Genomic DNA, 23,325 nt, shown 5'->3' with positions numbered 1-23,325 from the left:
CCCTACTCATTGCTTAAATTTTCTAGCACTTTCATATGCAGCATTGGCAAGCCAGAAAAGCCATTAATCGATAATGTGCCAGCGACAGTGACATGATCACCATTATTGATTTTGACATGAACACATTCATTCTCATAGGCACTAGCCTTAACTAGGCCATGATTGGTGCGGAATGAGAGCTCAAGCCCACGTGCCATGTCGAACTTGCGATATTCAGCAACTTCGATATCATGAATAACCCAGTGAGGACGATTGAATCCCGCATGATATGGTTCAAAGGTATGATCTAAGGCACGGACATTATCAATTGTGACGAGATCGAGATTTGTCTCAATATATGTTGGATTGTCATTAAATTCAGGTACTTCAACATCAATACCATTCAACATTGTACCAAACATCTGATATTTCTTATCTTCCTTATTAGGATTAAAGAAGTATTGAATCAATCCGACAAAGCGCTTATCACCATGTTCCTCTAAGTAGCGATTGAGCGGAAAGACGAAGCGACGACGGATCATGCCAGCACTATAAGGTGTATAATTACGGCCATTATAGAGTAATTGCTGGTTACGTTTTTCTCTAGAAATCAGCACTCGCTCCATGCATTTATAGCGCTGATCTTCTAAGAGCTGCTTACCATCATGATATAATGTACGATTTTCCTTAATTAAATCCTTATTTGAAGCAATCGTTCCCATGCAAGCTAAGGCCAAGGCATAGCGGTCATTCGCAAAGCATGAAGAAATCAAATAGGCAATACCAGAATTTGCGAGATAGGATTCTGGTAGGACAATATCAAGACCCTTTGCTTTATTGAGGAAGCGAATGGTTTCTCCTAGAATCAGGATATTTCCTCTGACCATTGTTTCATCCTTGTTGATATGTGTTAATGTATAAGCAATTTTCTTAATAACACATAAACGGGCAAAGATAATAGTCGCAAAGAGATTATCAACAGTATGTGAAGATAAAATAAGAATCTTTTCATTCTCATTATGGCATCTTTCAATTTGTGCTTTTAAAGGCTGTAATTCAGGATGATTGTTGAGATCTAACTCAATACGTTCATCAAACTCCTTAAAAGCTTCCTGTGAAAGATTGTGTGATTCAATAACCTGGGCTACTAAATCGGTGACTTCATAGTCTTTTTTAATTTGTTCTAGATTGTGGCAGTTAAATTCATTCAATTTCATAATTTCCTTCAAAAATAAATACAATACACATAAATTTACAACACTAATTTAACACAAAATTCAGTAAAAATTAAGGATAATCCATGGTGTAAGCGTAAACAGTTTTTGATGCTTTTTTTCAAAGAAAAATATTCATGAAAAGAAGAAATTATTTGTTTTTAAACGAAAAAATAGACTCTTAGAGTCTATTCATGTTCAACCTGATCCAAAGGGAATGATGGCATTAATTCAAGTTTATGTAAATTGATCTTATGTAAGTGATCAATTCTTGTTTTTGTCTTTTCGTCTTCACATTCACCTGTTAGCACATAGTGATCAAGTGTGTCATATGTAAAGCCAAGCTTATCTTCATCTGTTTTGCCAGATAAGCCATCACTTGGTGCTTTTCTGACAAGCTTTTCAGGAAGATTCAATACTTCACCAATCTGATAAACTTCTTCAACAAGAAGATTAGCGAGTGGTGAGAAGTCACCAGCGGCATCACCAAACTTTGTCGAATAGCCAACATAGTCTTCTGAACGGTTGCATGTGTTAACCACACGGCCACCATTTGGCAGCATCTGTCCAACGGCATATAGTGTTGCCATACGTAAACGAGGTGGCAAATTCACTCTTGTATCCGTAGAAAGCTTATCTAAGTGAGTGATGGCCTTGAGTTCATCGCTTCCTTCCAGCATCTCTGCCATACCCTTAAATGCCCCTTCAATATTTAATACTGCATGTGGCAAATCCAACAAATCTACCAGCAACTTTGCATCATCAATATCTTTCTGTTCACCATTAGGCATCAATACCGCAACAATACGGTCTTTACCAAGTGCTTCTTTTAATAAAGCCGCACAAACACCACTGTCCTTGCCCCCACTAATACCAATGACAGCTGAGCATTCTGGTCCATTCTTTTCAAAATAATCTCTAATCCAAGCTACAATCTCATTTTTTGTCTTTTCAGGATTCTTCAACATATTACATATCCTCCATATGTGTCCCATTATAGGCTTAATTCTTTATCAAAGCAATAAATTTTTATTATACAATAAACACTCTTCCACAAGTCTGGCATGTATAACTGCCATCACTATTTTCTACAACATCCACACTGCCACAATCTGGACAGATGATCGTATTTTCAAGAAAAAAGTTACCTGCTGACATATCGTCTGGGAAATCAATATCATTTTCTTCAAGCACATCCAATGCTTCAATAAAAGAATGACATCTTCTGATCTTATGTTTCATTTCTGAACTTAATGTTTCATATAAGTCTTTGAGTTCCATATTTTTTCCTACACTTTTCTTTATTTCAAATCGTTCGCATGTAGTGCAAGCAATTTGATTCTTACAAAAATCACTCCTGTTTTCATTATAGCCCATTTCTTAGTCAACGAAAAGAAAAAGCCTGGTTGATACCAGACTTAGAATAATAATCCAATAGTATGTACGATAAAGGCACAAAGATAAGCGATAACGCATTGGAAAATGACAATAAATCCAGCCCAGCGTCCCCCTAGTTCACGCTTAATACTAGCGATAGCGGCAACACAAGGTGTATAAAGCAAGCAGAAAACAAGCAAGCTTGCAGCCGAGAGTGTCGTTAGTGTTGACATAATATGAGCAGTGCTACCAAACAGCACAGTCAATGTCGAAACAACGGATTCCTTCGCCATAAAGCCTGTAATCAAAGCTGATGTAATGCGCCAGTCACCAAAGCCAAGAGGCTTGAAGATTGGGGCAATAAAGCTTGCACAATAAGCGAGAATAGAATCATCAGGATTCTTGACAAGCTGTAAATGTAAGCCAAAGTTCTGTAAGAACCAGATGACAATTGAAGCGACAAAGATAATGGTAAATGCACGCTGAATAAAGTCTTTTGACTTTTCCCATAGAAGCTGCAGGACATTGCGTACACTAGGTAAACGATAGTTAGGCAATTCCATGACAAATGGGACAGCCTCACCCTTAAAGAAGGTATTCTTGCTTAAGAGTGCAGTCAAGATGCCTACGACAATCCCCAAGAAATACAACAGAACCATCACAATGGCCCCATGTCCAGGGAAGAAGGCTGCTGTAAAGAAGGCATAAATAGGCAGTTTGGCCGTACAGCTCATAAAGGGTACCAGCATGATGGTCATTTTGCGATCACGATCACTAGGCAGTGTACGTGAGCTCATGACAGCTGGTACAGAACAGCCAAATCCCATCAACATAGGCACAACACTTCTTCCTGACAAGCCAATTTTTCTTAAGAGCTTGTCCATGACAAAGGCAATACGTGCCATATAACCTGTATCTTCTAATAATGAAAGGAAGAAGAAAAGCAGAACGATTAAAGGCAGGAAGCTCAATACTGAACCAACCCCAGTAAATATACCATTAATGACAAGAGACTGAAGAACTTCGTTGACTCCTCCAGCTTTCATCGCCAAGGCGACAATATTTGTCAAATGATCAATACCTGTTGCAATCAAGTCCTGGAAATAAGCACCTACAAGATTGAATGTCAGATAGAAAATAATCGCCATGATTATGATAAAAGCTGGAATAGCTGTATATTTTCCTGTAAGTATCGCATCAATCCTGCGACTACGTTCATGCTCCTTGCTTTCTCTTGGTTTGATGACAGTTGCTGCTACACATTTTTCAATAAAGGCAAAACGCATATCAGCAATCGCAGCCGCACGGTCAAGATGTCGTTCTTTTTCCATCTGTGCAATAATGGCTTCAATAGCCTTCTTTTCATCATTATCAAGATTTAATGCGTTCAGCACAACCTCATCACCTTCAATAAGTTTGCTTGCGGCAAAGCGAATAGGAATCTCTGCATCTTGAGCATGATCTTGCACCAAATGCATAATGGCATGAAGAGCACGGTGAACTGCCCCACCATGATCATTTTCATCACAGAAGTCTGTACGGGTTGGCAATTCCTGATATTTCGCTACATGTAAGGCATGACGGACTAATTCATCAATACCTTCATTCTTGGCAGCTGAAATAGGAACAACTGGTACACCAAGCATGGCTTCAAGCTTGTTGATCTTAATACTGCCTCCATTGCCCTGGACTTCATCCATCATATTCAAGGCAACAACCATCGGTTTATTGAGTTCAATCAGCTGCATTGTCAAGTAGAGATTTCTTTCAATATTCGTTGCATCAACAATATTAATGATACCTGTTGGCTTTTCATTAAGAATGAATTGTCGAGAAACAATCTCCTCGGCACTATAAGGGGACATGGAATAAATACCTGGCAAATCCGTAATTAGCGTTTCAGGATAGCCCTTAATAGCCCCACTCTTTCGATCAACAGTAACTCCAGGGAAGTTCCCGACATGCTGGTTTGAGCCTGTCAGCTGATTGAAGAGTGTTGTCTTGCCACAGTTCTGGTTACCAGCTAAGGCAAAAGTTAGCGTTGTTCCTTCAGGAACAGGGTGGGCATTCTTTTTATCATGATAAATACCATCTTCACCTAAACCCGGATGATGATCAAAGGGTGAATTGGAAGCATCAAGATATGGACGATCAAGATGATCAGGCGCATCACTTTCTTCATGAAGAGGCTGATCAGTAACTTCAATTTGTTCAGCTTCATTAAGACGCAATGTCAGCTCATAGCCATGAATACGCAGTTCCATCGGATCTCCCATTGGAGCATATTTCACTAAAGTAACCTTTGCGCCTGGAATAACACCCATATCAAGAAAATGCTGGCGTAATTCTCCTTCTCCGCCAACCGTCTTGACATAAGCAGATTCATTAAGATTGAGGTCTTTGAGTGTTTTCATTATTGTTCGCCTCGCAGTTCTTGAACTCTGGCTTGTATTCTTCTAAATGTATCATCGGAGATATCATGTTCGATGGCACATGCCTCTTCTTCTGCCTGATTCTCATCAATGCCTAATTCCATCAAGGCATTCTTGAAGAACAGATGACGCTCATAGACATGCATTGCTGCCTTCATGCCAGTATCACTCAAGATAATATCTCTTCCTTCTTTTCTTAAATAGCCTTTCTCTTCTAGCTTACTTAAAGCAACAGAAACTGAAGACTTACGGTGCTGTAGATGGTTGACAATATCAACAGAATGACATACACCTTTTTCTTTTGTAATCATGAGGACTGATTCAAGATAATCTTCTTCTGATTCAGTCAAATGTCTTTCTTCCATACACATTCCCCTTTCAAAACATAGCCCCATTATAACCACTTGGTTAGTTAACGTCAACTAACGTGTTATGTACAACAAGAATAAAAAAAGGAGAGCTTACTCTCCTTCAGACTGTTGACAATCAAATGATTGTGGACAGTCTGAAGCTCCATTTAATGGAGCTTTTTTATTTATCAAGCTGTTTTAATGTTTCTTCAACATCATCCAAGATGCTTGCAAACTTCTTGAGTGCTCTAGATACTGGTGCGGATGTTGTGAAATCAACACCGGCATGCTTTAATTCATCAAGTGGATAAGCTGAACCACCCATTGATAAGAATTCAAGATATTTCTTAACAGCCTCATCACCATCATTCAAAATGGCTTCACTTAAACTAACAGCTGCTGAATAGCTAGTAGCATATTTATAGACATAGAAAGGACGATAGAAATGTGGAATTCTTGCCCATTCATACATCACCTCATCATCAACTACAAGATCTTCACCAAAATACTCTTCAATAAGTTTCTTGTAGAGATTGTTGAGGCTTGAAGCTGTCAATGCCTCTCCTGCTTCAGCCATGGCATGCGCATCGCGTTCAAATTCCGCAAACATCGTCTGACGGTAAACAGTTCCTTTAAAGCCTTCAAGATACTGATTTAAAAGGGAAAGACGTTCTTTTGGTTCCGTTGTTTTGGCAAGCAGCTGTTCAATTAAGAGGTTTTCATTAACTGTTGAAGCAACTTCCGCAACAAATAACGTATAGTCGGCATTTTGTGGTTCCTGTGTATGGTTGGCAAGCCATGTATGCTGGGAGTGTCCCATTTCATGAGCGAGCGTACTTACGGAATCCAATGTGCCTGTAAAGTTTGTCAGAATGAATGGATTAGAATCATATGTCCCGCTTGAGAAAGCTCCACCACGTTTACCAGCGTTTGGATAGACATCAATCCAGCCATCCTGATAAGCCTGCTTAACGCGATTGACATAATCTTCCCCTAGCGGCTTAACAGCTTCTAGTACCATTTCCTGTGCTTCTTCATAAGTATAATGCTTTGTCGAATCAGGCATAAGTGGGGTATAAAGATCATAATAATGTAACTCATCAACACCAAGCATTTTCTTTCTTAAAGCAACATAGCGATACATCTGATTCATATATTCATGAACCGTATCAACTAAGCCATCATAGACGCTTTCAGGAACATGTTCATTAGCCATGCTCATGGCTCTAGAAGATGAATAATGTCTCACTTTAGCACTGGCCACAGCTTCTTTAACATTGGCATTATAAGTAGCGGCAAAAGTATTAATATGTCCTTTATAACTTTTATAAAAGCTTTTAAAAGCATTCTTTCTTAGTATACGATCGGTATTTGTCTGTAAGAGAATATAATTGCTTTCCGTTAGCTGGTGCTTCTCACCCTGGCTATCTTCTACATCATCAAAGGTCATATCGGCATCCTGTAAGTTTTCACTGATCTTACCAGGAGCACCTAGGACTTCAGTATAGGCGGCTAACAAGGCTTCTTCTTTTGATGAAAGAACATGTGGCTTTGCATCAAGCAATTTCTGCATGGTAAACCTATAAGGCTTCAGCAATTCATCCTGCATAATATCTTCCATTGTCTTTTCATCAAGTGAAAGGATTTCTGGTTCTGCAAAACTTATTGCAGTAGCATATTTTGTATAGATTTCAAAAGCTTTGGCTTCCATCGCCTGACCATCATTATCACGTGTATCCTCACAATTTCTTAATGATGCATAACAATAATAATCAGAAAGCTTACGTGAAAGCTTTGTATCAAAGTCAAAGAATGTACGTATATTCTTTGCATTATTCAGTGTGCCTTGATACTGACTAAGCTGACCGATCATTTCTTCTAGTTGATCTTTTTCTTTAGCCCAAGTTTCATCATCTTTATATAGTGTTGACAAATCCCACATGTATGCAGGATCCATATCTTTACGTTCTTTTAATAATTCTGCCATTTAAATCACTCCTTTCTATGAGTATAGCACTTTTTATTCTTTCACTCTAGAAACATGATTAATCAATAATCGTTCTCTTAAGCATCTCACAAATTCCTTGAACACCATCACCTGGCTTCCAGAAAGTGACATAGCCTTCAAGTGAACTGGCTTTTTCAACCAAGGATGGCACGCTTTCATCAACCACAATCCAACATTTATACTGACTATTTTTTGCATCCTGAATCATATTACTTGCCGCACTATGCCCATCTAGAGCTAGCAGCAAAGAAGGTCTCCGCTTGAAAATTTCAAAGGCAAAGCTCTTATAAACACCTAATGGGGAAGATTCAATGGATATACGTACACCAACATCTTCCTTCTTGATGCGTTCTACTTCTTTTTCTGTCAACATTTTAGGGACAAAGCTATAGACCTCGAAACCTATGGCATGATCCAATAGATATTTTTCATAGCCTGACATGCTTGAACCAATCACAAAGAAGACATCTTCTTTCTTTACACTATCAATGAGTTCATCAAGAAGATGACATTCATCTTCTCTTAATTCTGTTTGATGATTAACATTGTTAAAGGATCCTCCAACAATCACAATAGGAATCTTATGAAGTGGCAATGGCTTAATCTTTGAAGCAAGAGAAACTGAAGCTTCAAGATTACGGCTTGTCGGCGTCAAAGTAATCACATGATGTTTTTGTTCATCAATACGTTCATTGTAATAAGTGGCAACACTTTGTATGCCCAGGGCTTTCTTAAAGTCTGCCATTTTCTCATGAAATTCATGCATCGCCGTATGACAAATCGCAGCTTCAACATCACGCATTTTCTTCATTTCTTCAAAACTCAAGTCAAGCATGCGTTCAAGCGACAATTGTTCATCAATGGAGTTAGTCCCATAAAGAGCTCCCCCATCAGTCCCCTGGACACAGCGAATATCATTTCTTAAATAGTCTTTTAAGGGATGATGTGTTAATTCAGTGAGATTATTGAGTCTAACATTGGAGGTAATCTGGAATTCGAGTGCTATTCGATAATCTTTAAGCTTTTCTAAAAGCAGCTTGCCTTTTTGACTATCAAGTGCTGGCGTATAGAGACCATGGCCTAAGCGTACATGGGGAAAGAACTGTCCTGGAGCGAGTGCTTTTTCTACTTCAAGGACACTATTTAAAACATTATCTGGCAATGAGTCATTCTCTCCGGCATGGAATCTGATGACAAAGCTTGGAATATCTTTGGCAATGGCAACAATGGCCTGAATAACTGAAGAGAGTTCACGAATATCATTCATTTCTTCTCCTACAAAATCACTACCCGCCACATAGGGATCATTCGCCACCGCCTTTAAAACTTGCAAGTTTTCATTAAAACCATTCTGTCCAATTTGATCTTTAACAATCGTCAATGGAATACGTCTAAAAGCACATAAGAAACGCAGTGTTACTCCTGTTTCCTTTGTAATAGCTGGCATCACTTCATGAATCTGTGCAAGCGTATTGGCTGCTTCACTTGCCTTAACAAGAGCTGTATCAGAGATTTCTGCATAGGTCACCCCAACCTTCTGATAACTTCTCGCAACAAAAAGAAGCTGGTCCTGATAAAGCGTATTATAGCGATAGACAGGATTGAGTCGATCCAATTCCATCTGTTTTAATGTATTGACAATATCTTCATCCTCAATATCATCAATATGTTCTAAAGTAATAGGATCAAGCACGCTTGTTCCCTTTGTAAAGACATAACGATAAATATAGACTTTCTCAAGATTCGTGAAAACGGCTTGACCATCTTTCATGACTGCAAGTGAAGCTCTAATCTTGGCTATATTCTCTGAAGCATGTTCAATATTTTCAAGAATAAGACTTGCGAAATTGAGATAAGTATGATCATCAATCTTACGCTCCAGGTACTTTCCTTTTAATTGACTATGAGCAAATGATCTAGCTATTATCTGTCTTCTGTTTTCTAATAGAGCTTTTTGTGCAGGCGTTATATTGAGTTGTAGTTTTTTAATATAATAATAAGGATAACGCAACTGATGATGAATGGCTAAGGCGATAAGAATATCAGGTGAGAGATTGGCCGAACGATGGGTATGAAGATCACTATGGAACTTCACTTCTCTTCGAATATAAGTCTTAACGAGCGTCTTCTCAATATCTAGCTTATAGTCCTTAGTCTGGCTCATCAGTGTTTTCGCAATAGCAGGCACATAGGCCTTACGTTCAATGCGTCCATCAGGATAGATATTCGCCACCTTTGTATTATAAAAGCGTAAAATATAAACCATTTCATTATCACCATTATAAAAACAAGGCACATCACCCTTGATGATTTTATAGCCATAATCATCATAGCTAATTTCAAGCTTACAAACCTTTGCGAGATTCGTTATGAGATTACCTGTTTTATGATGCGGCGAAGTAATGACATATGATAAATCATCCCCATGCATATCAAGCGTGACAATAATATCCTTCTCTTTATCAAGATAAAACTTTCCAAAATATGCCATAATCTCTCTCCTTATATTTCCCCCTACTTTAACACCTTTCCTATCACAATGAAAGAAAAAGCGTAAAAGAATAAGCTTCACTTAAAACATAATGTCTTGAAATACATTTCTCGATAGTGCATTACGTAGTTTATTATTGCTTTTTATGATATTTCTTATTGAGAAAAGTAATACCATTCATGTTCGTTATTGTCTTGAACAAATGTAAATAAAAAGTAACTACCAAAACTTATAAGTAGTTACCTAGAAGAAGCTTAATGTACTGTTCTCTTTTGCAGTAAGTTTTATTATGGTAATGTCTTCCCACTTGCTAGATAGAGATTATACCATTCCTGTCTTGTCAGCTGAATATTTGTAGCTTCACACATTTCTCTTAAATGAATTGGTGAAGTCGTACCAGAAATCACTTGCATATGGGCAGGATGTCTTAAGATCCAAGCGACAGCTATAGCAGCTTTTGTCACATGATATTTTTCACTGAGTTTTGCGAGTTCTTCATTTAATTGTGGATAATGAGGATTATCAATAAATGTGCCCTCGCTCCAGCTTGCCTGCAAAGGGCTCCAGGCCTGAATCATAATTTCATTGAAGCGACAAAAATCAAGTACACCACCATCTTTATCTACTGCAAAATCTTCTGTCATATTCATATGCAAGCCACTATCTACCATTCCTGAGTGAACAATCGAGAATTGTAATTGGTTGGCAACAATGGACTGGTTGGCATACATCTGTAGAAGTCTTACCTGACCAGCAGTATGATTGGAAACTCCAAACTGGCATACCTTTCCTTCTTTGTTTAAGGTATTGAAGGCATCAGCTACTTCCTCATAATCACAAAGAGCATCAGGGCGATGTAATAAGAGCAGATCAAGATGATCGGTATGCAGTCTGTCGAGCGTGCCATTGACAGCATTTATAATATAGTCCTTAGAGAAATCATAACGTTTTCCAGGCACTATCCCACACTTACTCTGGATAATCATTTTCTCTCTTAATTCAGGGCGCTTAGCGAGCACTTCTCCAAAGACTTCTTCACTCTTGCCACCACCATAGATATCGGCATGATCAAAGAAATTAATGCCACAATCAAGGGCTGTATCAATCAGTTCTTCGACTTCCTGTGCGCTCTTATTGGCAATACGCATACAGCCCATGCCGATGGCTGAAACACGATAGTGTGTATTCGATAATTGATAATATTTCATAAGAAATCCTCCTACTACTACTATTATGCATCACTAAAAGCATAAATAAAAGATGATTAAGCTAAATCAGGATCGATTGTGATATAGACAAGTAATTGAGGATGCATGGCAAGGATTTTATTCTTGATGGTATTTCTTGTTTCCTGGGGATTGTTGTTTTCAAAATCAATGACGGCATCAAAACGAATCGAATGCTTTTCTTTATCATAATAGAAGCCATGCATATCATGAACATGGGGTTCTTTGTCAATAATAGACTGAACATCATTTCTTAAGTCAATGACTTCTTTGTCACATGTATTGATTGAATAAATGGACACACCGGTTAAAAAGACATGGGTCTTTTGTTTAACTTCACGTACAATCCAGCGTGTTAATACATCAATATCTTCAGCCTTCATTGTATCTAAGACGGCAATATGGACTGATCCTGTATGGGCAACTGGTCCATAGTTATTAATGACAACATCATATGTTCCCTTGACAGCCTCATGACTATTGATGATATCCTTAATCTCACCAATCAATGCTTTATCAAGATGTTCCCCTAGAAGACGTGAGACTGAATCCCTTAGCATCATCAAGCCACTATAAATAATGATAATCGAAATCACTAAGCCAACGATACCTGCAAGCTGAATATGAAAAAGCAAATAAACAGCACCTGAAATAAGTGTACCAAGGGAAATCAACGAATGGGTCAGTTCCTCCCTGCCGGCATGAACTAAGGCACTTGACTGATAAAGATGTCCGGTATGAATATCATGTCTTCCTACAAAAATACGGGCAACTAAGGAAATCACTACGACTAGTAAGGTATAGAAATGCATTGCTGGTTCAGCGGGATGTAAGATCTTATCAACTGATTCAACCAAGGCTGTAATGCCTGCATAAGTCACCAAGCCAGCAACAATTAAGCCACTCATATATTCGATGCGACCATAACCAAACGGATGCTTATGATCTGCCTGCTTGCCGGCATACTTTGTCCCTAAAACGGTAATGACTGAACCAGCTGCTTCAGTGATATGTGACAAGCCATCAAGCATAACCGCAAAAGAGCCTACAAATAAACCTTCCAGTGCTTCTAATAAAGCAAGCAAGACATTGACAATAGCTGCATGTGTTCCTGCTTTGACAACTTCATTTCTTCTCTTATTTTCATCCATATTTAACTCCTAACTGCATTCTTTTTATTGTCGATTCTATCACTTTCCATTACAATACTTGAGAAAGTGAGGTTTTTATGAATCTAAAAACAATGCGCAGAACAACAATTATTCTGCTTATACTATCAATTATTATTTATTCCATCCAGATTCTTATCTTCGATGATCCTAGAACAACATTCTTCTATATTCTGCAAGATTTAGCCTTTATGCCTATTACAATTGCCTTTGCCACGCTGATGGTTGGGGAAGTGCTCAACTGGCGTGAAAAGAATGAACGCAAAGAAAAAACACGTATGCTGACAAGTACATTCTTTACAGAAATAGGTGCTATCCTTGCCCATTATACACTTTCCATGACCCAAGAGGATGATTTTTTACATCTTGTGGCAAGAAATGGCGGCAATATTGACAACATGACAGCTGATGAAATCATCCAGAAACTAGAACATCATAAAATCAAAGTCAAGCTCAATAAAGAAGGCTATGAAAAAGCCCGTAATCTCATTCTCTCTAACCAGGCAAACTTACTTGTCATCAGTTCCAACCCATTAATACTTGAACATGAATACTTTACTGAAATGCTTTGGGGTGTTTTTCATTTGATTGATGAATTCCGACTTCGTGGTGACTGGGATGCGCTTTCTAAAACAGACATTGCCCATCTCAATGTTGACTTTGCGAAGGTTTTACGTTTAATGCTTATTAACTGGATTGGCAATAGCGAATATCTCGCTAAAAACTATCCTGCTTTCTATAATGTTGCTTTCAACAAGCTTGATTATTAATACAATTGTCGATAATTCAGTACCCTTTATTTCTGATTAAGTGTATAATGTCGAATGTTAAGAAAGTTGTAGGTATAAAAATGGTTTTAGATGAAATTGATCATGAGTTGCTTCTTCTAGCCAAAGAGGCAGATGAAGCATTACAAGACGAATATAAGAAGATCGAAGCACAAAGCTTTAAAGCTTCCAACAAAGTCCTTTCTGCCTTTATTGCGAACAGTGTTTCCTATTCTGATTTTGCCGATGTGAACGGTTACGGGGACTTTGATCCAGGCCGTGATAAAATTGAAAATATCTTTGCGAGAGTACTTGGTGCACAGGATGCATTAGTCAGACCACAGATTATGAGTGGGACAAATGCCATCTATTTAACCCTTTCTGCTTTATTAAAATATGGTGATACAATGATTTCATTAACTGGTGATCCCTATGATTCATTGCAGGAAATGATTGGTTTATTTGGTTCATCATCACAATCCCTTAAAGCACATGGCGTCAAATATGAACAGATTGACTTAATCAACAATGAATTTGATGAAGCCAAGATTGTTGAAAGATTAAAGAGAAATGATGTTAAGCTTGTAGAAATTCAGCGTTCCAAAGGCTACTCCCATCGTAAGTCATTGACAATAAGTCGTATTGCATTGGTTATTCGTAAAATTCGTGAAGTGAATAAAGATGTTATTATTATGGTAGATAACTGCTATGGTGAACTTGTAGAAGAAAAGGAACCATGTGAAGTTGGTGCTAATATTTGTGTTGGCAGCTTGATGAAGAACTTAGGTGGTGGCATTGCCCAGACTGGTGGTTATGTTGCTGGTGATGAAAATCTCATCAAGATGGTCGCTGAACGCTTAACAGCCCCTGGTATTGGTAAATCCCAAGGTGCCAATTTCAATAAAAACAATGAATTCTTTAAAGGGATTTTCATGGCCCCAAATGCCGTAAAGAACGCCTTAAAGACACAGGTCTTTGCAAGCTATATGTTAGAAAAGCTAGGCTTCAAGAATGTCAGTCCAAGATATGATGAAGAACGAACAGATATCATTCAGACTGTCGAACTTGGGACGCTTGAAAACCTCACAAACTTTGCCCAGGGCATTCAGTCTGCTTCACCTATTGATTCCTTTGTCAGAGTCATGGCTGTACCAATGGCTGGATATCCATTTGATGAAATCATGGCAGCAGGTAGCTTTACACAAGGTTCAACAATTGAACTCTCTGCTGATGCACCTGCCATTGCGCCCTATACACTCTATATGCAAGGTGGTCTTTCCTTTGAATATGGCCGTCTTTCCATCCTGTTAGCCTTATCTAAAGTTAAAAAAGCCTAGAAATGATCTTCTAGGCTTTTTATAATAGCTAAACAGAACCAATCTGTCCTCCATCTATACGAATAACAGCATTATTAATATAATTGGCTTCATCACTAATCAAGAACTTCACTAAATGCGCAACTTCCTCAGGCTCACCATAACGCTTGACAAGAATCTTGTCGCATTCTTCTTTCAAGAATGCTTCATCATAGCCTTCAAGTTCATGCTTTGTCCCAATGAATCCTGGAGCGATAGCATTGACATGGACATAGGGTGCATACTGCAAAGCTAGATTATGTGTCAACGAGATAAGCGCTGCTTTACTTGCATCATAATCAAAGCACATTGGATAATATGTGTTGATGCCATTCGTAGAAGCTATGTTGATAATCCGTCCCCATTTCTGATCGACAAAATGACGATAGAGTGCTGAGGCACAATTATAGGCTCCAACGACATTGACATCAAGAATCTTCCTAAATTCTTCAGCTGTCTTTAACTCAAAGAGGTTAGGTAAATCTATTGCCGCATTATTGATCAGGATATCAACACCACCCATTTCTTCATCAATTGCCTGCATCATGTGCTTAACTTGATCTTCACAAGAGACATCGACCTGATAAATTCTTGCATGAATAAAATAGGCTGAAGTAATGTCTTCAAGAAGGCATTGTGCTTCTTTGTGAGAAGTATGATAGGCAATAGCGATATCATAGCCGGCTTGAGCTAGCTCTCTGACAATGGCTTCACCAATACCCGTCGCACCACCTGTTACTAATACAACTTTTGCCATAAGAGAAAAAAGAGCTTATTAAGCTCTTCCTGCATATTTACCATCTGCTGTATAAACAACAACATGTTCTCCTTCAGCAATAAACTGAGGAACTAAGATCTTAAGTCCTGTATTTGTGACAGCATCCTTTGTCTGGTTAGATGGTGCGCCTTTGATTGCTGGTGCTGTTTCTGCAATCACAAGTTCAACCTTTTCAGGAATCTGTACATTTAATAGATCATTTTCAAAGAATAAAAGGTTGACTTCCATACCATCAACGATGAAATATTTCTGGAAACCAATTAAATCTTCATTTAATTCATACATATCATATGTTTCAGTATCCATGAAATAATAAATCTTATCAGCTTCATATGAGAATGTTGCCTGTTTCTTAACAATATTTGCGGGTTCAAACTTAGTTGAAGCATTAAAGTTTCTTTCCTGTGTTGCTCCAGTCTTTAAGTTTTTCATTTTTGTTTTAAGAATTGCTGCACCCTTACCTGGTTTAACGTGCATAAATTCAAGAACCTGCCAAGGATCTCCATCGATAGTTAATGTAAGACCTGTTCTAAAGTCACCTGCTAAAATAGCCATATTTTTCACTCCTAAATCTATAATTATTTTAATTCATTTGTATTGTACACTTTTTCTTAATAAGTCTCAATTAGAAATATACTATGCTTCAGTTATTGCAAGCGTAATAATCCCTGCAACAATTAAGAAAATAAAGAAATACTGTCGTTTTGTCAAGCGTTCTTTCAACACAACTCTTGAAAGCAACAATGACACAACAACAACCGAATCCATAATCGGTGCGGCAATGGCACCATTGCCACTCATCGCGAAAACATAAGTAAACTGTCCAGCTGTTTCACAGACTGCCGCAAGAATCTTATCTCCTTGTTTGGGTAAGTTATACTTAACGCCCTTATGCCACATAAAGATCATTAAAATCACAGCGACAATCAGGAAAGTCAATTCATAAGATGTATTAGCCACAAGCTCAATCGTATTTTCATTGACATGCGTTAATGTTGTTGTAGACATCTCTAAGACAATATCATCCATGAATGTCCCAGTGGCATCCAAGATGGCATAACAGAATGGCATCGCAAAGGCAATAATAGCCATCTTCTTGCCAATCTTCTTCTTACGGTCCGTTGCACCATGGTTATCTAAGAAGCCAACGCCAATCACCCCGATCATTTCGGCAATCACGGCAAGAACAGAAATCCATGACACTTTCTCTGCAAGAAGAAGAATACAAAGAAGAAAGACAATACCCCCTGATGTATTTTCAATTGGATCAGATATTGATTCTTCAATAAAACGCATTCCAAAATATGATAATGTCATGGAAAGAATATAACAGAATGATACCGGAAAATAGTAAATAAGATTCATCGGATCATAGTGAATATTCTTTGTCAATAATGTAAAAATAGCGTGGGCACCCATAACAACCCCAACTGTTACAGATATCTTTAAATGTGCATATTTTTCTTCAGGTCGTGCACCTTTCTTGTAGAACAGTTCGGCTAAGCCCCACATAAATGTAGTGGTTAAGGCAAAAAATAGCCACATATAAAAGTTCATTCCTCCTTATTTCGACAAATATATCTCAAGCATAATACCAAAAAGTCATTGCAATGAAAACAAAAATGTTATATTTGTCATAAAACTGTCGACAGATCAAGAAGGCATAAATAGGAAAAGTTAGAGTGACTGATGGTTTGCCCAGTTATGAATACGTTTTTTCATGCCCTCAATATCAAGAACACCGTAGGCAAAACCTTTGCGGACAAGTTCATCAGGAAGATATTGATCATATTTTTCAAAGACAGGGACTTCTTTTTCATATAATAAATCAAGTGGATCAAAGTCTTTTTGGGCTTCTTCTTCAAGAATAGTAAAGAATGTTTCTTCATCCGCATCCATTGTAAACATGATGTAGTAGGGACGTAAACTATTGAGTCCTTTGAGATGTAATCTCGTGCGACACTTGATTTTCAAGAAACGTTCCATCGCAAGAAAAGCGTAGCTGCCTAGCCACGGGAACAACACCCACATCTTGCCACCGATATTGACAAGGGGATGATGAACAATATCCGCATTGTCAAAAGTATGTCGTGCTTCTTTTAAGCGATAGATGGCTTGATTCATAAGATAGGGATATGTTTTATCTTCACTTAATATAGCATACATTTTCTCCAAGATACGCGTATGAATATCACCAGGAACATCACCAAAATAAGCAGGAATATTGCCTTTGACAAGATTGCAATAGACTTCATGCCGATGATGGTCCACTTCTTCAACTACCCACACTCTTCCCGCAATCGCAATCTTATCACCAATTGGTGGTGGTTTGACGATTGTGCCTAAGACTTCACTTCCGGCATGAACAGTATATTCAAGATTTTCTACGAAGACGGCAAAGAATTTATGATTATTGACAACACGCTCGCCTGCAATTCCTACAATCAGTCCGCCATTCTCTGTACGGTTAATATGATCAATGGAAAGTAAATGTCTTAAGAGTATCCGATAGTCATCCTGAGACACATTATGGAAGATGGATAATGTCAGCACTCTCGAAGCAAGTTCACCAGCACTCATTTCGCCTAGCGAAGCTAATGTGCTCATTGTCTGATGATAAAGCAGGGAATAAGAGATTTTATTTCTGATAGGTGGTTCGACAAAGCGCTCTTCGATATAGAGCTGAATAAGGGCAATACCTTGAATAAGATACCAAGGGATGCTTTCAGGCAAAAGAGCTCTTGCTTCAGGATGGTCTTCACGCATCACAAACCACATTTCACTTGGTGCCCCTCTTCTCCCTGTTCTGCCCATTCTTTGCAGGAAGCTAGAAACAGTAAAGGGTGCATCAATTTGAAACGCACGTTCAAGCTTACCAATATCAATCCCTAATTCAAGGGTTGCCGTTGCACAGATGGACATAAAGGAATTTTCATCCTTCATTTCCTCTTCAGCACTTTCACGATAGCTTGAGGAAAGATTGCCATGATGAATCAGGAAACGGTCAGGTTCATGATTGGCTTCACAGTACTGCCGCAAGTTCTGACAGACACTTTCGCACTCCTCACGACTATTCGTAAATATCAAGCACTTCTTTCCTCTGGTATGTTCAAAGATATAACCCATTCCTGGATCAGAGGCAAATGGAGCCTTATCACTTGGTGCTTCAAGTGCATGTACTTCCTCTTCAGCTTCACCTTCACCAGCCTGGGGCGCCTGGTTATAGAAGTGTTCCATCGATAGACGCCATACCTCTTTGCCACCATCAAATTTGGGAATAATACTTCCCCTTAGACTCCCCACATTTAAGAAATCCGCAGCCATTTTTGTATCACCTATCGTTGCTGATAAACCAATACGACGAGGATCACAGCCTGCTTCTTGACAGAGACGTTCAATTAAACAGAAAGTCTGTCCCCCACGATCCTGTCTTAAAAAGGCATGCAATTCATCAATGACAATAAAACGTAAATCATGAAATAGCGAAGGAATCTCCATATGTTTTCTTAGCATCAAAGCTTCTAATGATTCAGGGGTAATCTGCAAGATACCTCTTGGTTTTTTTAACAGTTTTCTTTTCGCTGTAGCTGGGGCATCACCATGCCATCTTGTCACTGTGATATCGCTCTCTTCACATATTTCCGTCAGTCTTTCATACTGATCATTAATCAATGCCTTGAGTGGGGCAATATAGAGAACCCCAACAGAAGCAGGAGGATCTTCTTCTAGAAGCGTGAGAATAGGAAAGAAGGCTGCTTCAGTCTTTCCCGAAGCTGTGGATGCACAAAGCAGAACATTCTTATCGGTATGAAAGATGGCATCACCAGCTGCATTTTGTACGGCACGCAAAGAATGCCAGTCATGACTATAAATATAATCCTGAATAAAGGGTGCATAACGATCAAATATATCCATATTCACTCCTAGATTGTAAATTCCGTAAAGCCATCATTGGTCTTATTTGAAACCACATCACTTTCATGATAACTGAATTCTTCGCTATTCAAGAGATCTTCCACTTTCATATCTGGATGTTGATAAAGAATATCAAGAAGTTCAATAAAGTCTCTAATGACTTCACGCGGTGTAATATTACTGCTTGCACCTATACGCTGATATTCAATTTGAATAAACAAGGCAATATCATCAGTTGTCACATTCTTATCATAGCGATAGAGCGTGGCATGGATATCGGCAAGCTTTTCACAAAGCACAAGCATTTCTTCAGGATTCAAGGGCTCAAGATGAATAACTGGGGCGAGTAAGTCACGAACACCTTCCTTCGCAAACTTCCCTTCGGCAAGTCTTGAACGCAATGCCTCATAGCTATATACGCCACGACGTCTATCTTCTAAAGCCTGGGGTGTTGCACCCATGATAATGCCAAGATGCTTAGCTTTGCCTTGAAGCGTATCGTTATACATCATCAAGATCTTCTCATAATTGTATTGACGGGTAATGGCATTAGGAATCTTATAGATATTGACAAGTTCATCAATCATAATCATCATTCCGGCATAACCTGCCAACGTGAAAAATGACGCAAAAAGCTTAATATATTCATACCAGTCATCATCAGTAATAATGATATTGACCCCCAGTTCACTCTTTGCTTCTCTTTTTAAGCTATATTCACCTCTAAACCATTTGAGAACAAGTGCCTTTGTTTCATCATCACCTTCTAAATAAGCATGGTAGTAGCGCGAAAGCAATGACGCAAACTCAAAGCCATGAACAAGCTCACTCATCTGACTTGTGACTTCATAAATTTTCTGATCGACAAGACGACTTAAGGCAGGATCGCCAACCTTTAGGCTAGTCTTTGTGACCGCTTCACTTTGAATCTGGGAAATCCAGCGATCAAGCACCAAAGCCAAAGCTCCACCTTCAGGCTTTGTTTTTGTCGAAAGATTGGCAATCAGTTCACGATACGTCGCTAGCCCCTGCCCTCTTGTACCTTGCAGGCGTCTTTCTGGAGACAAATCCGCATCAGCGACAATAAAGCCCTGATCCATCACATAATTACGAATGCTTTGAATCAAAAAGCTCTTGCCTGAGCCATAACGTCCAACGATAAAGCGAAAGCTTGCACCACCATCCTTAATCATCTCAACATCATGTAATAAAGCTTCTATCTCATTCTTTCTCCCCACCGTAATATAGGGCAGGCCAATTCTAGGCACCACCCCACCCTTTAAGGAATTCATGACGATGGAAGCAATACGTTTCGGTATTTTTCTATTTACGTCCATAAAGCAATTCTTCAATATCCTCTCTATAGTCTTCTATAAAAACAAGTTTGTTGTCTTCAATTTCCACAATATTATCACCTATTTCATCATAATAGGCTTCATTAATCTCATCAGCCACCACTTCCATAAAGAGATGATGATCTTGTAAGAAAGAAGTCACATCTTCATTCTTGAGAAGTTTTTTGATAATCACTTCAGTCATATGATCCTGAACATCCTTTTCTTCTTCAACAACAGGCTGCTGCTCAACTTCTTTTTCTTCTTCCGTCAATAAGCTCTCTCTTGTCAAGGCGGCTTCATAGCGAATCTTTTGCAGGCTGGCAAGATTGATATCCATTAATTTATGTTTTTCTTCATATTCTTTGATGGCTTTCTCTTCATAGGGTTCCATAAAATCAAAAGCATTATCCGTTTTAAGCTTTCTGCCAATTTCTAGATAGGCTCGAAGAAAACGGTCTATTTCTCTGATAAAGCCTTTTAAGAATTTATAATCAAATTTATCGATTTGAAAGGCTTTGATATCCCAGTTGTTATACTGATTTAAATGATATATACGGATAGGATCAATATCATAAGTGAGAACTTCTCCTTCTTTATTTCTTTCATATAGAGCATTGTAAAGCGGGAAATAGTCTTTCGAACGCTGACCTTTGAAAATAAAACTGAAGAGTGTTTTCTTTTTTATACGATAATCCACAAAGGCATTCTTGATAATCATTCCAGCTATTTCCTTTGTCTTTTCGGGCTCTTTTTTATAGACTGGAGATTTATAAAAAGAACGATCAGAAAAAGCCATTAGGCTTTGAAAGATTTCTAAAGGTGTATGGTCTTTCACCTTCTTTAAAGTCATCAGATTTTGATCAAGTTTTAACAGCCTGTCAGGAAAATAAGCTTTCGCACGTTCTATAGGAAAATGCATATCAAGGGCAAGGTCAAATATCCAGTACTCAACTATGTCTGCCATCCGTTCATCATGGGCTATTGTTTTCACAAAGTGCTCTAGGAACTCCTCGAGCTTGTCAAAGCGTTCTTCGACATCCTTGCAGCCAATCCCATTTAAAAGTTCATAAACATAAAGATAGCTAAGAGAAGTGGCAATGGGATGATATTCTCCCTCTCTGACTTTCTTACGCCATGAAAAATAACCTCTTAATATTTCTGGTGGTATATCATGATAACAAGGATAGTAATTCTTGTAGTCATCTACCCAGGGATAATTATCTTCGTATTCTGCCATAAACTTACCCTGCTTAAGGAAATTAGGAATACGGTCATAATAGCCATTATGCATGACTAGGTTATACATTTCTTTTAGCTTAGCTGGCATCTCTTCTTCTTTGTTCAGCTTTGGCATTTGAGGATTAGAAGCGAGAATGCGTTTTTGTCTTCTGACTTCTTTCTTGGTGATAGGTGTTTCATGATAGGTGGAATCTTCAACATGATCTTCAAGGGTAATAATATGATGATCATAAGTATAAAAGACTTGATCAATTAATTGAAACAGTATTTGTATATCATTGATTTTATTCATGTCGAGGGAAAGAAATTTTCCCACGCTTTCAACCTTGGCATCCTTAATAGCCTGCTGCAACGATAGATTTAAACCCAACTCATCCAGCAAAAGATGACAATAAGCCTTCTGCATATTTGTTTCCTGATCAAAGAAAGTCATGAAATAAATAATCCATTTTTTCGTTTTCTTATCACTGACTAAATAAAGGTTCTTTTGTATATCAAGATTACAGGAATATGCATATTTACTTCTAATATAATCAATTGCCTCATTAATCATCATGTGCCTTTCCTTTCATCATTGTCCTTGTTGAATTTTATACTCAGTCTCCTGTAAAATCTCTTCACGTAGTTCACTCAGCCAGGAAGAAAAAGCCACAACATCAAATGCATAATGTCTTTGCAGGTCATACTCATGCTCTTCCCATGATCTGATTGGCGCTTCATTATGTTGGATGACAGCTTCGAGCTTATCGAGTGCTTTAAAGATTTTAGCTTCCCTGCTTTGGCATGCTTCCATTTCTTGATAAAGAGCATGCATATTGTGAGATAGCTCTTGAGGAAGTGTATCAAGAAATTCATCAAGCAGCTTAGCTTCCTGCTGACGATCTTCATTTGTCTTTAGGAAGACAGGAATATCACCGGTAAAGCATTCACCTAAATCATGAATAATACACATACGCATGACCTTATCGATATCTACGTCGCTAAACGTATCTTCTAAAAGCAAAGCCATCATCGCAATCCGCCAGCTATGTTCGGCAACACTCTCTACACGGTTATTTTTTGTGACACAATGTCTTGGTGTATCCTTAAGCTCGTTAATAATATGAACGATTTCTAAATACTCTTTAGGTGTCATGTTCTTTGTTGGATGACAACATGAATACTGTCACCTTCACCTTTCTTAAGCTTTGTACGTATGCTTTTTAATATGCCAATTATATAACAGATAGAACCATCAGCATGTTTTAAGCCCATGTTGACAATACTGCCATCATAAGCTATGCCATCAAAGGTTGCATGCACCTTCACTCTGCCTTTTTGAAATTCTTCTCTAATATTCCAAGGAAACTCAACATAGGCACCACCTTTTTCAGGAATTTCATGAATGATGCCATCATATTCATAGACTTTATTGTTCATATTTTTACCTCTTGCCTCATTCTAGCACAAACAAGATAGAATTTCAGCGAAAGAAAACAATGTCAATAAAATACGCTATTTTTGTAATGATTGTTACTATTTTGTTACTAATTGAGTACTTTTAAGCAATAAAATTCAACAAAAAGAAAAAAGCTAGAAATCAAAAACTTACCCGGGTAGATAAGATAATGATTCTTCTAGCTCTCATCCAAATAGCACTAACGATTATTCAAATAGTGCTTTCATCAGGAAACGGACTTAATGCCCTT

Annotated in this window: 19 protein-coding genes; 2 read left to right on the top strand and 17 right to left on the bottom strand. The window is 38.2% G+C overall.

Going from position 1 to position 23,325, the window contains the following annotated elements:
• Positions 1–2: 2 nt before the first annotated feature.
• The 9 genes from T529_RS0100255 to T529_RS0100215 all read right to left on the bottom strand — a co-directional run bounded on the left by T529_RS0100255 (position 3) and on the right by T529_RS0100215 (position 12,228).
• Entirely contained in the window at positions 3–1,196 is a 1,194-nt protein-coding gene (locus T529_RS0100255) for a hypothetical protein (protein ID WP_033161602.1), read from the bottom strand.
• 185 nt (positions 1,197–1,381) lie between these two features.
• Complete coding sequence (nadE, locus tag T529_RS0100250; protein WP_033161601.1) at positions 1,382–2,161, bottom strand: NAD(+) synthase; 780 nt, start codon at positions 2,159–2,161, stop codon at positions 1,382–1,384.
• 64 nt (positions 2,162–2,225) lie between these two features.
• Complete coding sequence (locus tag T529_RS0100245) at positions 2,226–2,474, bottom strand: hypothetical protein (RefSeq protein WP_033161600.1); 249 nt, start codon at positions 2,472–2,474, stop codon at positions 2,226–2,228.
• Positions 2,475–2,611: 137 nt separating this feature from the next.
• The gene (gene feoB, locus T529_RS0100240; protein ID WP_033161599.1) at positions 2,612–4,984 is read right to left on the bottom strand and encodes a ferrous iron transport protein B; all 2,373 of its coding nucleotides are present in this window, start codon (positions 4,982–4,984) and stop codon (positions 2,612–2,614) included.
• Complete coding sequence (locus tag T529_RS0100235) at positions 4,984–5,367, bottom strand: metal-dependent transcriptional regulator (protein ID WP_033161598.1); 384 nt, start codon at positions 5,365–5,367, stop codon at positions 4,984–4,986. Before T529_RS0100235 ends, feoB begins: the two co-directional genes overlap by 1 nt.
• Before the next feature lie 166 nt (positions 5,368–5,533).
• Complete coding sequence (gene pepF / locus T529_RS0100230; RefSeq protein ID WP_033161597.1) at positions 5,534–7,339, bottom strand: oligoendopeptidase F; 1,806 nt, start codon at positions 7,337–7,339, stop codon at positions 5,534–5,536.
• Positions 7,340–7,397: 58 nt separating this feature from the next.
• On the bottom strand, positions 7,398–9,851 hold the full coding sequence (locus T529_RS0100225) for an amidohydrolase family protein (RefSeq protein ID WP_033161596.1): 2,454 nt from the start codon (positions 9,849–9,851) through the stop codon (positions 7,398–7,400).
• Positions 9,852–10,138: 287 nt separating this feature from the next.
• A complete protein-coding gene (locus tag T529_RS0100220; protein ID WP_033161595.1) occupies positions 10,139–11,059 on the bottom strand; it encodes an aldo/keto reductase in 921 nt (306 codons plus the stop codon).
• Positions 11,060–11,115: 56 nt separating this feature from the next.
• A complete protein-coding gene (locus tag T529_RS0100215; RefSeq protein WP_051646772.1) occupies positions 11,116–12,228 on the bottom strand; it encodes a cation diffusion facilitator family transporter in 1,113 nt (370 codons plus the stop codon).
• Positions 12,229–12,305: 77 nt separating this feature from the next.
• On the opposite strand from T529_RS0100215, the gene T529_RS0100210 reads away from it, so the two are divergent.
• Positions 12,306–13,016: a hypothetical protein gene (locus T529_RS0100210; RefSeq protein WP_033161594.1), complete on the top strand. Its 711-nt coding sequence runs from the start codon at positions 12,306–12,308 to the stop codon at positions 13,014–13,016.
• An 80-nt stretch (positions 13,017–13,096) separates the two neighbouring features.
• On the top strand, positions 13,097–14,350 hold the full coding sequence (locus T529_RS0100205) for a methionine gamma-lyase family protein (RefSeq protein WP_033161593.1): 1,254 nt from the start codon (positions 13,097–13,099) through the stop codon (positions 14,348–14,350).
• 28 nt (positions 14,351–14,378) lie between these two features.
• On the opposite strand, the gene T529_RS0100200 is transcribed toward T529_RS0100205, so the two are convergent.
• From T529_RS0100200 to T529_RS0100165, 8 genes are all read right to left on the bottom strand, one after another.
• Positions 14,379–15,125, bottom strand: coding sequence for an SDR family NAD(P)-dependent oxidoreductase (locus tag T529_RS0100200; protein ID WP_033161592.1), 747 nt, complete (start codon positions 15,123–15,125; stop codon positions 14,379–14,381).
• Positions 15,126–15,143: 18 nt separating this feature from the next.
• Entirely contained in the window at positions 15,144–15,701 is a 558-nt protein-coding gene (efp, locus tag T529_RS0100195) for an elongation factor P (protein ID WP_033161591.1), read from the bottom strand.
• Between the two features lie 81 nt (positions 15,702–15,782).
• Positions 15,783–16,691: an EamA family transporter gene (locus T529_RS0100190; protein WP_033161590.1), complete on the bottom strand. Its 909-nt coding sequence runs from the start codon at positions 16,689–16,691 to the stop codon at positions 15,783–15,785.
• A gap of 132 nt (positions 16,692–16,823) precedes the next feature.
• A complete protein-coding gene (locus T529_RS0100185) occupies positions 16,824–19,061 on the bottom strand; it encodes a DEAD/DEAH box helicase (protein WP_033161589.1) in 2,238 nt (745 codons plus the stop codon).
• 8 nt (positions 19,062–19,069) lie between these two features.
• Positions 19,070–20,398 (bottom strand): ATP-binding protein, encoded by a 1,329-nt coding sequence (locus T529_RS0100180; RefSeq protein WP_033161588.1) that lies wholly within the window; start codon positions 20,396–20,398, stop codon positions 19,070–19,072.
• Complete coding sequence (locus T529_RS0100175) at positions 20,385–22,193, bottom strand: TerB N-terminal domain-containing protein (RefSeq protein ID WP_081823019.1); 1,809 nt, start codon at positions 22,191–22,193, stop codon at positions 20,385–20,387. The genes T529_RS0100180 and T529_RS0100175 overlap by 14 nt, the downstream gene beginning before the upstream one ends.
• A 15-nt stretch (positions 22,194–22,208) precedes the next feature.
• Complete coding sequence (locus T529_RS0100170) at positions 22,209–22,772, bottom strand: HD domain-containing protein (RefSeq protein WP_033161586.1); 564 nt, start codon at positions 22,770–22,772, stop codon at positions 22,209–22,211.
• Positions 22,769–23,056 carry a DUF1905 domain-containing protein gene (locus tag T529_RS0100165; RefSeq protein WP_033161585.1) on the bottom strand — a complete coding sequence of 96 codons (288 nt, stop codon included), beginning with the start codon at positions 23,054–23,056 and terminating at the stop codon, positions 22,769–22,771. The genes T529_RS0100170 and T529_RS0100165 overlap by 4 nt, the downstream gene beginning before the upstream one ends.
• Positions 23,057–23,325: the final 269 nt, after the last annotated feature.

The organism is Sharpea azabuensis DSM 18934 (assembly GCF_000702165.1).
Classification (GTDB): Bacteria; Bacillota_I; Bacilli_A; order Erysipelotrichales; family Coprobacillaceae; genus Sharpea; species Sharpea azabuensis.
This window is presented reverse-complemented; position numbering and strand designations above follow the sequence as displayed.